Raw genomic sequence first — 13,756 nt, forward strand, 5'->3', positions numbered from 1 at the left:
ATGCCTAACCGAAACACCTGTGATTGGATACCGGCCACGCTCGCACGTCAAGTACCCCTGATCACAGGGAGGGTTCGTGACCAGTACCACCCCACCGCGTACGCTCGCCCAGCTCCCCGAGTACGCCGCCGCCGCGTACGGCGACCGGGAGGCACTCGCCGACGGCGAGGTCCGCTGGAGCTTCAGCCGGCTGCGCGACGAGATCGCCGCGGCCTCGCGCGCCGCCGTCGCGCACGGCATACGCCCCGGCACCCGCGTGGCGATCTGGGCCGCCAACAGCCGTCACTGGATCCTCGCCGCACTGGGCGCGGTCGGCGCCGGGGCGGTCCTCGTCCCGGTCAACACGCGCTACAAGGCGGCCGAGGCCGCCGACATCATCCGCCGCAGCGGCGCCGAACTCCTCTTCACGGAACGCGGCTTCCTCGGCACCGACTACGTCCACACACTCCGCGCGAGCGGCGAGGACCTCGGCGCCCTGCGCTCCGTGGTCGTCCTCCGCGGCGACGCGCACGACGACGCTCTCGCATGGGAGACGTACCTGAAGGCGGGCGAAGGAGTCACCGACACCGAACGCCTGGCCCGCGCCGCCGCCGTGGGACCCGACGACGTCAGCGACATCCTCTACACGTCCGGCACCACCGGCCGCCCCAAGGGCGTGATGACGACCCACGGACAGACGGTCCGCCTCTACGAGGAGTGGTCGCGCCAGGTCACCCTGAGAACCGGCGACCGCTACCTCCTGCTGAACCCGTTCTTCCACACCTTCGGCTACAAGGCGGGCATCATCGCCTGCCTGCTGCGCGGAGTCACGATGCTGCCCGAGGAGGTCTACGACGCCGACCGCGTCCTGGAGCGCATCGCCGCCGAACGCGTCTCCTGCCTGATGGGCCCGCCGACGGTCTTCCACGGCCTGATCCACCACCCCCACCGGAGCGAAGCAGACCTCGGGGCGCTGCGGCTCGCCGGAACCGGCGCCGCCGCCGTCCCGACCGAACTGGTCGAACTGATCCGCACAGAACTCGGCGCCCCCGACGTGTTCACGGCGTACGGACTCACCGAGTCGGGAGGCGTCGTCTCCGTCTGCCCCACGGACGCCGACGCGTGGACGGTCGCGCACACGGTGGGCCGCGCGCTGCCCGGCACCGAGATCCGGATCGCCTCACCGCTGGGCGACGAACTGCCCGCCGGCGAACCGGGCGAGGTACAGGTGCGCGGCTACCACGTGATGCGCGGCTACCTGGACGACGAAACAGCAACCCATGAGGCAGTCCCCCAAGACGGCTGGCTCCGCACGGGCGACATCGGCACGCTCGACGACCGCGGCTTCCTCACCATCACGGATCGGCTCAAGGACATGTACGTAGTGGGCGGCTTCAACGCGTACCCGGCCGAGGTCGAGAACACCCTCCTGGGCCACGAACTGATAGTCGACGCCGCCGTAGTAGGCGCTCCGGACGAACGGCTCGGCGAGGTGGGCGTCGCCTTCATCGTCGTATCCGGACCCGTAGACGCAAAGAAACTCACCGAGTGGACGCGCGAGCGCCTGGCCAACTTCAAGGTGCCGCGCCGCTTCGTGATGGTCCCGGAGCTCCCGCGCAACGCGGGCGGCAAGCTCCTGAAAGGCGAGCTGCGCAGCAAGGCAAGAGGAGACCGGGGATGAATTTCACCAGCGAACAGGACGAACTGCGCTCCGCCGTAGGGGCGGTGCTGACCCGGCACGAGGGTGCGGCCGCGTGGGGCCCGCTCACCGAGGCGGTCGGCGCGGCGGGCCTCGGGGTGCCGGAGGAGTACGGGGGGTACGGCGGCGGCACGGTGGAGACGTACGTGGTCATGGAGGAACTGGGCCGGGCACTCAGCCCGGTCCCGTACCTGGCCTCCACCGTCCTGGCCACGCAGGCACTGGTCGCGTCCGGCAACGCGCGGGCCTGCGCAGAGCTGCTCCCTGAGCTCGCCGACGGCACCGCGGTGGGAGCGCTGGCCTGGGCGGAGAACGGAAGCTGGGAGCCGGAGGCAATGAACGCCCGGGTCCGAGCGGGCCGGCTGACCGGTGTGAAGGACCACGTCCTGACGGGCCCAGGACGCCCGGACACCCTGCTGGTCCTGGCTCGAGGCGACGACGGACCAGCCCTTTACCAAGTCCGCGACGCGCAAGCCGAGTTCACGCCTCTCCCGACCATGGACCAGACCCGCCCCCAGGCCCGAGTGACCTTCGACGGGTCCCCAGCCAAACTCCTCGCAGCCGACGGCGAACGTGTCCTGTCCCGAGTGCGGGACCTCGCCTGCACAGCGCTGGCAGCCGAACAGACAGGCGCGGCAACCCGGGCACTCGCGGACACCATCCAGTACGCCAAGGACCGTGTGCAGTTCGGGCGGCCCATCGGCTCGTTCCAGGCGGTCAAACACCGGATAGCCGACCTGCACGTCCAACTGGAGGCGGCACGCTCACTGGCACTGGCGGCCGCGCACTCCAACGCCGCACCCCACCTGGCGGCAGCAGCAAAAGCCGCCTGCTCCCAGGCGTACACGCACATCGCCGGCGAGATGATCCAGCTGCACGGAGGCATAGGCATCACCTGGGAACACGCGGCCCACCGCCACCTGAAGCGGGCCCACGCGGGCCGTCACCTGTTCGGCACCCCGTCGGCACACCGCCAACGGCTCGCCGACAGGCTGGGCCTGACCCCAGTGGCGTAGCCTCGGCACTCCCGCCACACGACAGCACAATCGGAGCCGCCCAATGCCTGGGATCACTGACAACGGCGTACGGCTGCTGCCCGCGGCGGAACGGACGGCTGCGCCCTGGAAGAACGGCGGCGGGACCACGCGGGAGATCGCGGCCGCGCCACCGGAAGCGGACATGAGCGACTTCCGCTGGCGGGTGAGCCTCGCGGATGTCGAGGGCGACGGCCCGTTCTCGGCGTTCCCCGAAGTCGACCGGACCCTGACGATGGTCGAGGGCGCCGGCATGGAACTGACGCTCGGCGGCGAACACAGAACCGTGGACGAGCGCTACGCACCACAGGACTTCCGAGGAGACGTCCCGACCGACTGCCACCTCATCGACGGCCCGGTGGTGAACTTCAACGTCATGTGGCGCAGGGGAGCGGGCGCACCCCCGTCGGTAGCAGTGGTCCGAGGCCGCCTCACCATCACCGGCAAGGCCCTGGTGGTAGCCCTCGACGAACAGGGCGCCGACATCGCCGACGTAAGGCTCGACCACTACGACGCAGCCCTGGTGGACTCCACCACTGGTACGGCCGCCCTGCACGCCAGAGGACGCACCGCCGTAGTCACGTTCCCCTGAGCGCCACAACCCTCAGCGGCGTACGAGACGGCCGCTGCGAGAGGAAGCCCCACCGGCCGGCAGCCGCCCCCCCGACGGGAGGGGACGTGGCGGGATGTGCGCGCGGAGCCACCCCAGGGAGCGCTCGGGACGCAACCCTCTGGTGCCCAGAACCCGTAGAACGGCGAGCACGTACATCCCGCCGCGGCCCCGCACCCACACACGGCGAGACGCCAGGCGCCCGGCTCACGAACGGCGAGAGGCAAGGCGCCCGGCTCACGAACGGCGAGACGCCCCACGACCAAGGCCGCGAGGCGCACCGAACCACGGCCGAACCCGGCACCGCACCGGAGCGCGTCAGCCCGCCAGCACCCGAGCCCGGCAAGCCGCAGGCGTCCCCCAAGCGTCCCGCAGCGGTCGGGCCTTGCGCAGCCACAGCGACAGGTCCAGCTCCTGCGTGTACCCGATCGCCCCATGGAGCTGGAGCGCAGCCCGCGCCGCCGCGTACGACGCCTCACCCGCAGCGACCTTCGCCGCCGCGATGTCCCCGGGCGCAAGCGAGAGCGCCGCCCCGAACACCAGCGGCCGCGCGAACTCCAGCCCCGTGAGCGCGTCCGCGAGCCGGTGCTTCACGGCCTGGAAGGAGCCGATGGGGACGCCGAACTGGGTGCGCTGCGTGACGTATTCGACGGTCCGGTGCAGCAGGGAGAGCCCCACGCCGAGCGACTGCGCGGCGGTGAGGAACGAGGCCAGGTCCACAGCCCGCGCCGCCGCGTCCCGCACGTCCGGCCCCCGCGCGAGCAGCGTCCCACCCTCCACAGGCGCGTAGAGCCGGCGGGCAGGATCGGCGGACGGCAGCAGAGGCCCGTGGCCGCCGGAGGCGAGCCGCAGCTCGTCACCGCTGACGACGAAGACGGCGTCGGCGGAATCCGCGTCAAGGACGTACGAGGAGTCGACACCCAAGGAAAAGGCCGCGTCCCCGGAGGCGATCTGGGGAAGCCACTCCTTGGCGGCATCAGGCAGGCAGCCCAACAGCCGGGCAACGGCAGCAGTCTCCACCACAGGCCCAGGCACCCCGTGCCGCCCCAACTCCACATAGGAAAGGGCCAGTTCGACCGGCAGGAACCCCGCCCCGTCAAACGCCTCCGGAACGCCGAGCGCGAAGACCCCCGTCGCACCCAGCCGCGACCACAAGGCCCGCCCGGGCCCATGATCGCCGGACGACCAGGCCCGGATCACGTCAGGCGTATCCGCCGCGCCCAGCAACTGATCGAGCGTGCGCCCGAACTCGGCCTGCTCCGCGTCGAGGAGGAACCTCATCAGCGCCGTCCCTTCGGCAGGCCGAGCAGCCGCTCGGCGATGATGTCGCGCTGGATCTCGTTGGTCCCCGCATAAATGGGCCCGGCAAGCGAGAAGACGTACCCCTCGCCCCACCCCCCGTCATCGGCCAACTCCCCGCCCGCGCCCAGAAGATCGAGCGCGGTCTCATGCAGAGCGATGTCGTATTCCGACCAGAACACCTTGTTCAGACTGGACTCGGCACCGATCGTCTGGCCGGCCGCGAACCGCGACGCATTGGCGTACGTGAACAGCTGGTACGCCCGCGCCCCGATCAAGGCATCGGCGACCCGATCGCGAGTGCCCGCGTCCTCCCCGCGCTCGCGCCACAGCCGCACGAGCCGATCGGCGGCAGCAAGGAAGCGCCCGGGCGACCGGAGCGTGAGCCCCCGCTCGTTCCCTGTAGTCGACATAGCGATACGCCACCCGTTGCCCGGCTCACCGATGACGTCTGCGTCGGGCACGAAGACCCGGTCGAGGAACAGCTCGGCGAACGCGGGCTTCCCGTCGAGCCGCCCGATGGGCCGCACGGTCACCCCGGGTGCCCGCAGGTCGAACATCAGGTAGGTCAGGCCCTGATGGGGTTTGGGCGCGTCAGGGTCCGTACGGAAGATCCCGAAGGCACGGTCGGCGAACGCGGCCCGCGAAGACCAGGTCTTCTGCCCGGACAGCAGCCAGCCCCCCTCGGTGCGCACGGCCTTGGACTTGAGGGACGCCAGGTCGGAACCGGCCTCGGGCTCGGACCAGGCCTGCGCCCAGATCGTCTCGCCGCTCGCCATGGACGGCAGCACCCGGGCCCGCTGCTCGGGGGTGCCGTGGTCGAAGAGGGTCGGCGCGAGCAGGTTGATGCCGTTCTGCGAAACACGCCCTGGGGCGCCCGCGGCGTAGTACTCCTCCTCGAAGAGCAGCCACGTAAAGATGTCGGCGCCCCGCCCCCCGTACTCCTCGGGCCAGGACACCACCGACCAGCGGCCGGCGTGGAGCTCGGCCTCCCACGCGCGGTGCGCAGCGAACCCCTCCTCGGTCTCCAGGGACGGCAGCGGCTCGCCCGGGACATGGACGGCAAGCCACTCACGTGCCTCGGCGCGGAACACGTCCTCGGCGGGCGTGAAGTCGAGGTCCATCAGGCGTTCGCCTCCTTCATCGCGCGTACGTCCATGCCGCCGAGGGAGTCCTTCGCCGTCTCCGCGTTGTGCGCGTGGGCGAGATGGTGCAGGCCGAACACGGAGTCCATGCCCGCGTGCAGGCCCTGAAGGTCCTCCGCCTGGTTCACCGCCCGTTTGGTGAGGGCGAGCCCGAGACGCGGCATCTCGGCGACGCGCAGCGCCAACTCGTCCGTCGTTCCGGCCAGTTCGCCGCGCGCTACGACGCGGTTGACCATCCCCACCTCGTAGGCCCGGCGGGCGCTCATCCGGTCGCCGGTGAACAGGAACTCCTTGGCGATGCGCGGCGGCATCACCCACGGGTGCGCGAAGTACTCGACGCCGGGGATCCCCATGCGCACGACGGGATCCGCGAAGAACGCGTCGTCGGAGGCCACGATCAGGTCGCAGACCCACGCGAGCATCAGCCCGCCCGCCACACACGCCCCGTGGACCGAGGCGATCACCGGCTTCGGCAGCTCGCGCCAGCGCCGGCACATGCCGAGATACACCTCCGACTCACGGGCGAACCGCGACTCGGCACCCTGCTTGTCCGAGTGGTCCCACCAGAGCCCGGCCCGCCGCTCGAAGGGCAGATGCGCGTCCCGCTCCGGGGTGCCGATGTCGTGCCCCGCGGAGAAGTGGTCACCCGCGCCGGCCAGGACGACGACCTTGACGTCGGGGTCGTCGGCCGCGCGGTAGAAGGCGGCGTCCAGGGCGTAGGTCATCGCCGAGTTCTGCGCGTTGCGGTACCGCGGACGGTTCATCGTCACGTGCGCGACCGGGCCGCGGCGCTCGTACAGGACGGGCTCGGGACCCTTGTGCGGGGCGGGTTCAGGACTGTCGTGGGCTGCGGGCATCGGAAACATCCTTCCCTAACAAGTGTTTGGTAGGTTAACGTACGTCCATGAGCAGCGTCGAGGAGTTTCGCGCCGAGATCCGGGCCTGGCTCGCGGACCATCTCGTAGGGGAGTTCGCCGAGTTGAGGGGCCGCGGCGGGCCGGGCCGTGAGCACGAGGCGTTCGAAGGGCGGCTCGCCTGGGAGCGGCACATGGCGGCGCACGGGTGGACCTGCGTCGGCTGGCCCGTCGAGCACGGCGGCCGCGGCGCGAGCCTCGAGGAGCAGATCGCGTTCCACGAGGAGTACGCGCTCGCGGACGCGCCCGCCCGGGTCAACCACATAGGGGAGCAGCTCCTCGGACCGACGCTCATCGCCTTCGGTACGGAGGAGCAGAAGAAGCGCTTCCTGCCGCCGATCGTCGCCGTCGAGGAGCTGTGGTGCCAGGGCTACAGCGAGCCGGACGCAGGCTCCGACCTGGCGAACGTCCGCACGAGAGGCGCCCTGTCACCCGACGGTTCGCAGTGGGTCGTCGACGGTCAGAAGATCTGGACCTCGCTCGCCCATGAGGCGCAGTGGTGCTTCGTCGTCGCCCGCACCGAACCCGGCTCGCGGCGGCACGCGGGCCTGTCCTACCTCCTCGTGCCCCTGGAGCAGCCGGGCGGCCGCGTCGACATACGTCCCATCGTGCAGCTCACCGGCACCAGCGAGTTCAACGAGGTGTTCTTCGACGGCGCCCGCACCGACGCGTCCCACGTCGTCGGCGAGCCCGGCGACGGCTGGCGGATCGCGATGGCCACCCTCGGCTTCGAGCGCGGCGTCTCCACCCTCGGCCAGCAGGTCGGCTTCCGCCGCGAATGGGACGGACTCGCGGAGCTGGCCAGGAAGAACGGCGCGATCGCCGACCCCCTGATCCGCGACCGCCTCGTCCAGGCCTGGATCGACCTGGAGGCCATGGCGGCCTCCGCCCGGCGCGGCGTCGACCCCTCCGTCGGCAAGCTCCACTGGGCGGCCTGGCACCGCGGTCTCGGCGAGCTCGCCATGGACGTGTGCGGCGCCGCGTCCACGGTCGCCGCCGGCAAACCCCACGAAACCTATGCACTCGACGACTGGCAGCGGCTGTTCCTCTTCTCCCGCGCCGACACCATCTACGCCGGATCCGACGAGATCCAGAAGAACATCGTCGCCGAGCGCCTGCTCGGCCTGCCCAAGGAGGCGCGGGTATGAGCACGAAGCCCGAGTACGTGCCCGGCCACGGCCTGCTGAAGGGGCGCACGGCCGTCATCACCGCGGCCGCCGGAGCCGGGATCGGCGGTGCGACGGCACGCAAGTTCCTCGAAGAGGGCGCCCGCGTCCTCATCAGTGACGCCCACGCCCGCAGGCTCAAGGAGAGCGAACAGGCGCTCGCCGACGAGTTCAGCGCGGCGAACGTCGCCTCACTGCCCTGCGACGTCACCGACGAGGAACAGGTCGCGGCCCTGTTCGCGCTGGCCGCCGAGGCACACGGCGGCCTCGACATCGTGGTCAACAACGCCGGTCTCGGCGGCACTTCGCACCTCGTCGACATGACGGACGACCAGTGGTCCCGCGTCCTCGACGTCACCCTGAACGGCACGTTCCGGTGCACCAGGGCCGCCCTGCGCGCCTTCCGCGACACCGGCCGCCACGGCGTCGTCGTGAACAACGCGTCCGTCGTCGGCTGGCGCGCCCAGGCCGGACAGGCCCACTACGCCGCCGCCAAGGCCGGCGTCATGGCCCTCACCCGGTGCGCCGCGATCGAGGCCGCCGAGTACGGAGTCCGGGTCAACGCGGTCTCGCCCAGCCTCGCCATGCACCCCCACCTCGTGAAGGTCACCTCCGCCGAACTCCTCACCGAACTCACCGAGAAGGAAGCCTTCGGCCGCTACGCCGAGCCCTGGGAGATCGCCAACGTGATCGTGTTCCTGGCGTCCGGCTACTCCTCGTACATGACGGGCGAGGTCGTCTCCGTCAGCAGCCAGCATGCGTAGCGCCGCCGCCGCGCCGGTGAGGACGACAATGGACCCGTGCCTACCAAGAAGAAGCCCCAGGTGACCGCCTCGCCCGAGCGCCGCCGCGAACTCCTCGACACCGCGGCCGAAGTCTTCGCCGCCCAGGGGTACAACGCCACCACCGTCCGCAAGATCGCCGACCACGCGGGCATGCTCGCGGGCAGCCTCTACTACCACTTCGACTCCAAGGAGTCGATGCTCGAAGAGATCCTGCGGACCTTCCTCGACGAGCTGTGGCACGGATACGACTCCGTCCTCGACTCCCAACTGGGCCCCAGGGAAACCCTGGGGGCCCTCGTCACCGAGTCCTTCCGCGAGATCGACCGGCACCGCGCCGCCGTCGCCATCTACCAGAAGGAGTCCAAGCACCTCGCCGTCCAGGAGCGCTTCGAGTTCCTCGCAGCCTCCCAGCGCAAGTTCGAGAAGGCGTGGCTCTCCACCCTGGAGCGGGGCGTCGCCGCCGAGGTGTTCCGCGCCGACCTCGACATCCGGCTCACCTACCGGTTCGTCCGCGACACCGTCTGGGTCGCCGCGTCCTGGTACCGCCCCGGCGGACAGCACAGCCCCGAGGAGATCGCCCGCCAGTACCTCTCGATGGTCCTGGACGGCATCGCCGTACGCGTCACCCAACCCTGAAGGGAAACCCGTCATGGCCGAGGCCTACATAGTCGAAGCGGTCCGCACCCCCGTCGGACGGCGCAAGGGAGGCCTCGCCGCCGCCCACCCCGCCGACCTCGGCGCGCACGTCCTCAAGGAGCTCGTCGCCCGCTCCGGGATCGACCCCGCCGCCGTCGAGGACGTCGTCTTCGGCTGCCTCGACACGGTCGGGCCGCAGGCCGGTGACATCGCGCGGACGGCCTGGCTCGCCGCCGGCCTCCCCGAGGAGGTCCCCGGCGTGACCATCGACCGCCAGTGCGGTTCGTCACAGCAGGCCGTGCACTTCGCGGCGCAGGGCGTCCTGTCCGGCACCCAGGACCTCGTCGTCGCCGGCGGCACCCAGAACATGACGCAGATCCCCATCGCCTTCGCCTCCCGCCAGGCCGCCGAACCCCTCGGCCTCACGGACGGCCCGTACGCGGGCAGCGAGGGCTGGCGCGCCCGCTACGGCGACCAGCCGGTGAACCAGTTCCACGGCGCCGAGCTCATCGCCCGCAAGTGGGGCATCACACGCCGCGACCAGGAGGAGTGGGCCCTGCGCTCCCACGAGCGGGCGATCCGCGCCATCGACGAGGGCCGCTTCGCCCGCGAGACCACCGCCTACGGAGACGTCATCGTGGACGAGGGCCCCCGCCGCGACACCACCCTGGAGAAGATGGCGGGCCTCAAGCCCGTCGTCGAGGGCGGCACGATCACCGCGGCCTGCTCCTCGCAGGTCTCCGACGGCGCCGCCGCGATGCTCCTCGCCTCGGAGCGCGCCGTACGCGAGCACGGCCTCACCCCGCGCGCCCGCGTCCACCACCTCTCCGTACGCGGCGAGGACCCCATCCGCATGCTCTCCGCGCCGATCCCCGCGACGGCGTACGCGCTGAAGAAGACCGGCCTGTCCATGGACGACATCGACCTCGTCGAGATCAACGAGGCCTTCGCCCCCGTGGTCCTCGCCTGGCTCAAGGAGACGGGCACGGACCCGGAGAGGGTGAACGTGAACGGGGGAGCGATCGCCCTCGGGCACCCTCTCGGCGCGACCGGCGCGAAGCTGATGACGACGCTGCTGCACGAGCTGGAGCGCACGGGCGGCCGCTACGGACTGCAGACGATGTGCGAGGGAGGGGGCCAGGCGAACGTCACGATCATCGAGCGTCTCTAGTCCCGCGAGGGTCGTGCTAAGGTCGATGACGTTGCAGTTTTGGTACCCATAGACTTTATGTGCGCCTGACGGGAATGTTCCTCAGGCGCATTATTGTTTTCCGGCCGGTCCGTAAGGCCAACTCCGGATGGGGCTCAATGGTGCGACTGGAGATTCGAAGGACTCGGATTTCCGTACCGCCCCAGTAAAGGAGATTGTTATGGCCACCGGAACCGTGAAGTGGTTCAACTCGGAAAAGGGCTTCGGCTTCATTGAGCAGGACGGCGGCGGCGCCGACGTCTTCGCCCACTACTCGAACATCGCCACCCAGGGCTTCCGTGAGCTCCAGGAGGGCCAGAAGGTGACGTTCGACGTCACGCAGGGCCAGAAGGGCCCCCAGGCGGAGAACATCCTCCCCGCCTGAAACACCGCTTGATCCCACGGATCACGCACCCCACGGCCGGGGTCCGCACCGCGAAGGTGCGGGCCCCGGCCCGTGCTGTCCCCAGGCCGGCGGCTCGCAGATGCGTCGATGGCCACCCCAGGCCGGCGGCTCGCAGACGCGTCGATGGCCACCGGCTCCCGGCCGCCCAGGCCCAGGAAGGCATGCCCGCATGGCTAACCCCGCACGTCCGCCCCGCCCGACCCGCAACCGGTCCGCATCCGCTTCAGGAAACGCGGGCGCCGGAAACGCCGGAAGGAATTCCCGGGGTGGAAGGTCCGGCGGAAAGGGCCGCGTTCCCGAGCGCAGGCCCACGCCGCCGCAGGAATTCACGATGCCGGAGAACACGACGCCCGCGCTGCCCGCGGCCTCGACGTTCGCCGAGCTCGACATGCCGGCCGGCCTCCTGAAGACGCTCACCGAGCAGGGCGTCACCGAGCCGTTCCCCATTCAGGGCGCCACCCTCCCCAACTCCCTCGCGGGACGCGACCTCCTCGGCCGCGGCCGCACCGGCTCCGGCAAGACCCTCGCGTTCGGCCTGCCGATGCTCGCCCGCACCGCCGGCCTCAAGGCGGAGCCGCGCATGCCGCTGGCCCTCGTCCTCGTGCCGACCCGCGAGCTCGCCCAGCAGGTGACCGACGCACTCACGCCGTACGCGGGCGCCGTCAGGCTCCGCCTGACCACCGTCGTCGGCGGCATGTCGATCTCCCGTCAGGCGTCCTCTCTGCGCCGCGGCGCGGACGTCGTCGTGGCGACGCCCGGCCGCCTCAAGGACCTCATCGAGCGCGGCGACTGCGACCTGTCCGAGGTGCGGATCACCGTCCTCGACGAGGCCGACCAGATGGCCGACATGGGCTTCATGCCGCAGGTCACGGCGCTCCTCAAGCAGGTCGCCCCGGGCGGCCAGACCATGCTGTTCTCGGCGACGCTCGACCGGAACGTCGACCGGCTCGTCCGGCAGTTCCTCACCGACCCGGTCGTCCACTCCGTGGACCCGTCGGCGGGCGCCGTCACCACCATGGAGCACCACGTCCTCCACGTGCTCGACGAGACCGACAAGAAGGCCGTCACCGCGCGCATCGCCGCCCGCGAAGGCCGCGTGATCCTCTTCGTCGACACCAAGCGGTCCGCCGACCGGCTCGCCAAGCGGCTCCTGGCCAGCGGTGTCCTCGCGGCGCCGCTGCACGGCGGACGCTCGCAGCCGCAGCGCAACCGCACCCTGGAGCAGTTCAAGGACGGCCGGGTCACGGCCCTCGTCGCCACGAACGTCGCCGCCCGCGGCATACACGTCGACGACCTCGGCCTCGTCGTGAACGTCGACCCGCCGACCGAGCACAAGGACTACCTGCACCGCGGCGGCCGCACCGCCCGCGCCGGTGAGTCCGGCAGCGTCGTCACGCTGGTCCTGCCCGAGCAGAAGCGTGACGTCACGCGCCTCATGCGGGACGCGGGCATCCGCCCGCAGACCACCCAGGTCAAGTCCACCGACGAAGAGCTCGTCCGCATCACCGGCGCGCGCGAGCCCTCCGGCGTCCCCGCCGTCATCGAGGTCCCGGAGCCGACCGCTCCGGCAGCCTCCGGTGCCCGCAAGCCGCGGCGCAGCCGTGGCGGCAGCGGACGCGGCCAGGGCGCCGGCCAGGCAGGGCGTGTCCAGGGCGGGCGCGTCGCGCAGGCCGGGCGCGGCGAAGGCGGCGGCCAGGGCGGCGGGCGCGGCCAGGCAGTCCAGGGCGGCCGCTCCCAGGGCGCCGGTGGCCGGGGCCAGGGTGGCCGCTCCCAGGGCGGTCCCGGGCAGGGCGGCGCAGGTCAGAGCGCCGGCGGGCGGGGCGGCCGGGCGCGACGCGGTCCGCGTGACGCCGGGCGCGGCGCGGCCGCGTAACCGGTACAACAGCTGAGCGGCGGGGCGGTGGGACGAGGTGAACAGCCTCGCCCCACCGCCCCGCTTCGCGTTCGCGTCAGTCGAGGAGCCGGTGACGCAGGGCCGTGACCGTGTGCCCGTCGAGGCCGAGCCCCTGCGAGACGTACCGGCCCAGGCTGCCGTAGTCCGCCCGCGCCTGGTCGACGGCCGCCGACAGATACTCCGTACGGACCTCCTGGAGCGGGATCAGCAGGTCCGGGTTGAGCATCATGCCGGACTGCTTCAGCCCGTCGCGCACCTTCGCGTCGTACGCGGCTCGGAACGCGTTCGACGCCAAGTAGTCGTCCACGGCGGTCCGTTCGGGGACGCCGAGCAGCAGCAGGAGGACGTACGTCGTCCAGCCCGTGCGGTCCTTCCCGGATGTGCAGTGGTACAGGAGCGCGCCCCGGCCCCCGGTGCCGTACGCGGCGTCGCGCAGGGTGGCCGCGAACCGCGCGCGGTTGTCCGCGTCCGACACGAACCGCGGATACACGCTCCGCATGAACGCGGCCGCCCGGCCGCCGCCGAGCATCTCCTCCTGCCGCACGGGGTCCTTGGAACCGATCGCGGCCATCATCTGCGCGTACAGCCCGTTGTCGGAGACGGGCCGCGACTCCGGGGTGAGGCCGGCGGGGAGGCGGTCCGCGCCGTCGTACTGGATCTCCACCGGCACCCGGTAGTCGACCACCCGGCGCAGGCCGAGGCCCGCGAGCGTGGTGACGTCGGCGTCGGTGAGCTTGGCCAGGGCGTCGGAGCGGTAGACGAGTCCGTGGCGGACGCGACCGCCGCCGAGGGCCCGGTAGCCGCCCACGTCGCGGACGTTGACCGCGCCCTGGAGCGGGATGTGCCGGATCGGCGGGTCCTGGTACGGACGCCGTCCGGCCGCGGCGGCACCGGGCGCGACGGCCGCGGCCGTCAGGGTGGTGAGCGCGGCGCCGACGAGGGCGCGTCTCGAAACGGTGCGTGGCGTGCGTGGCATCGCTGAACTCCCTTGCGGGAAGCG

Annotated in this window: 13 protein-coding genes; 9 read left to right on the forward strand and 4 right to left on the reverse strand. The window is 71.5% G+C overall.

Annotated features, from left to right (window positions below; all coding sequences use genetic code 11):
• Positions 1-76 precede the first annotated feature (76 nt).
• The 3 genes from OHA58_RS27085 to OHA58_RS27095 are packed head-to-tail and all read left to right on the forward strand — an operon-like array spanning position 77 to position 3,304.
• Positions 77-1,660: a FadD3 family acyl-CoA ligase gene (locus tag OHA58_RS27085; RefSeq protein ID WP_405481975.1), complete on the forward strand. Its 1,584-nt coding sequence runs from the start codon at positions 77-79 to the stop codon at positions 1,658-1,660.
• Positions 1,657-2,694: an acyl-CoA dehydrogenase family protein gene (locus OHA58_RS27090; protein ID WP_405481977.1), complete on the forward strand. Its 1,038-nt coding sequence runs from the start codon at positions 1,657-1,659 to the stop codon at positions 2,692-2,694. Before OHA58_RS27085 ends, OHA58_RS27090 begins: the two co-directional genes overlap by 4 nt.
• Before the next feature lie 43 nt (positions 2,695-2,737).
• On the forward strand, positions 2,738-3,304 hold the full coding sequence (locus tag OHA58_RS27095) for a HutD family protein (protein WP_405481978.1): 567 nt from the start codon (positions 2,738-2,740) through the stop codon (positions 3,302-3,304).
• Positions 3,305-3,640: 336 nt separating this feature from the next.
• Here OHA58_RS27095 and OHA58_RS27100 read toward each other — a convergent pair whose 3' ends face one another.
• Genes OHA58_RS27100 through OHA58_RS27110 form a run of 3 tightly spaced genes read right to left on the reverse strand, consistent with a single transcriptional unit; the run spans position 3,641 to position 6,623 of the window.
• Complete coding sequence (locus OHA58_RS27100) at positions 3,641-4,603, reverse strand: acyl-CoA dehydrogenase family protein (RefSeq protein ID WP_405481980.1); 963 nt, start codon at positions 4,601-4,603, stop codon at positions 3,641-3,643.
• Positions 4,603-5,745 (reverse strand): acyl-CoA dehydrogenase family protein, encoded by a 1,143-nt coding sequence (locus OHA58_RS27105; protein WP_405481981.1) that lies wholly within the window; start codon positions 5,743-5,745, stop codon positions 4,603-4,605. Before OHA58_RS27105 ends, OHA58_RS27100 begins: the two co-directional genes overlap by 1 nt.
• A complete protein-coding gene (locus tag OHA58_RS27110) occupies positions 5,745-6,623 on the reverse strand; it encodes an enoyl-CoA hydratase (protein WP_405481982.1) in 879 nt (292 codons plus the stop codon). Before OHA58_RS27110 ends, OHA58_RS27105 begins: the two co-directional genes overlap by 1 nt.
• Before the next feature lie 47 nt (positions 6,624-6,670).
• Between OHA58_RS27110 and OHA58_RS27115 the strand changes: the two genes are divergently transcribed.
• The 6 genes from OHA58_RS27115 (at position 6,671) to OHA58_RS27140 (ending at position 12,735) form a co-directional block, all read left to right on the forward strand.
• Positions 6,671-7,828 carry an acyl-CoA dehydrogenase family protein gene (locus OHA58_RS27115; RefSeq protein ID WP_405481983.1) on the forward strand — a complete coding sequence of 386 codons (1,158 nt, stop codon included), beginning with the start codon at positions 6,671-6,673 and terminating at the stop codon, positions 7,826-7,828.
• Positions 7,825-8,610, forward strand: coding sequence for an SDR family oxidoreductase (locus tag OHA58_RS27120; RefSeq protein ID WP_405481984.1), 786 nt, complete (start codon positions 7,825-7,827; stop codon positions 8,608-8,610). The genes OHA58_RS27115 and OHA58_RS27120 overlap by 4 nt, the downstream gene beginning before the upstream one ends.
• Before the next feature lie 36 nt (positions 8,611-8,646).
• Entirely contained in the window at positions 8,647-9,267 is a 621-nt protein-coding gene (locus tag OHA58_RS27125) for a TetR/AcrR family transcriptional regulator (protein WP_405481985.1), read from the forward strand.
• Positions 9,268-9,280: 13 nt separating this feature from the next.
• The gene (locus OHA58_RS27130) at positions 9,281-10,438 is read left to right on the forward strand and encodes an acetyl-CoA C-acetyltransferase (protein WP_405481986.1); all 1,158 of its coding nucleotides are present in this window, start codon (positions 9,281-9,283) and stop codon (positions 10,436-10,438) included.
• A 199-nt stretch (positions 10,439-10,637) separates the two neighbouring features.
• The gene (locus tag OHA58_RS27135; RefSeq protein WP_042152846.1) at positions 10,638-10,841 is read left to right on the forward strand and encodes a cold-shock protein; all 204 of its coding nucleotides are present in this window, start codon (positions 10,638-10,640) and stop codon (positions 10,839-10,841) included.
• A gap of 190 nt (positions 10,842-11,031) precedes the next feature.
• The gene (locus tag OHA58_RS27140; RefSeq protein WP_405481988.1) at positions 11,032-12,735 is read left to right on the forward strand and encodes a DEAD/DEAH box helicase; all 1,704 of its coding nucleotides are present in this window, start codon (positions 11,032-11,034) and stop codon (positions 12,733-12,735) included.
• A gap of 76 nt (positions 12,736-12,811) precedes the next feature.
• On the opposite strand, the gene OHA58_RS27145 is transcribed toward OHA58_RS27140, so the two are convergent.
• The gene (locus OHA58_RS27145; protein ID WP_405481990.1) at positions 12,812-13,732 is read right to left on the reverse strand and encodes a tyrosine-protein phosphatase; all 921 of its coding nucleotides are present in this window, start codon (positions 13,730-13,732) and stop codon (positions 12,812-12,814) included.
• Positions 13,733-13,756 lie beyond the last annotated feature (24 nt).

This window comes from Streptomyces sp. NBC_00009 (assembly GCF_045040855.1).
GTDB lineage: Bacteria > Actinomycetota > Actinomycetes > Streptomycetales > Streptomycetaceae > Streptomyces > Streptomyces aureus.

Coding starts and splice junctions, on each gene's coding strand:
- OHA58_RS27090 (WP_405481977.1), top strand. CDS start 1,657: ATGAATTTCACCAGCGAACAGGACGAACTGCGCTCCGCCGTAGGGGCG.
- OHA58_RS27095 (WP_405481978.1), top strand. CDS start 2,738: ATGCCTGGGATCACTGACAACGGCGTACGGCTGCTGCCCGCGGCGGAA.
- OHA58_RS27100 (WP_405481980.1), bottom strand. CDS start 4,603: ATGAGGTTCCTCCTCGACGCGGAGCAGGCCGAGTTCGGGCGCACGCTC.
- OHA58_RS27105 (WP_405481981.1), bottom strand. CDS start 5,745: ATGGACCTCGACTTCACGCCCGCCGAGGACGTGTTCCGCGCCGAGGCA.
- OHA58_RS27110 (WP_405481982.1), bottom strand. CDS start 6,623: ATGCCCGCAGCCCACGACAGTCCTGAACCCGCCCCGCACAAGGGTCCC.
- OHA58_RS27115 (WP_405481983.1), top strand. CDS start 6,671: ATGAGCAGCGTCGAGGAGTTTCGCGCCGAGATCCGGGCCTGGCTCGCG.
- OHA58_RS27120 (WP_405481984.1), top strand. CDS start 7,825: ATGAGCACGAAGCCCGAGTACGTGCCCGGCCACGGCCTGCTGAAGGGG.
- OHA58_RS27130 (WP_405481986.1), top strand. CDS start 9,281: ATGGCCGAGGCCTACATAGTCGAAGCGGTCCGCACCCCCGTCGGACGG.
- OHA58_RS27135 (WP_042152846.1), top strand. CDS start 10,638: ATGGCCACCGGAACCGTGAAGTGGTTCAACTCGGAAAAGGGCTTCGGC.
- OHA58_RS27140 (WP_405481988.1), top strand. CDS start 11,032: ATGGCTAACCCCGCACGTCCGCCCCGCCCGACCCGCAACCGGTCCGCA.
- OHA58_RS27145 (WP_405481990.1), bottom strand. CDS start 13,732: ATGCCACGCACGCCACGCACCGTTTCGAGACGCGCCCTCGTCGGCGCC.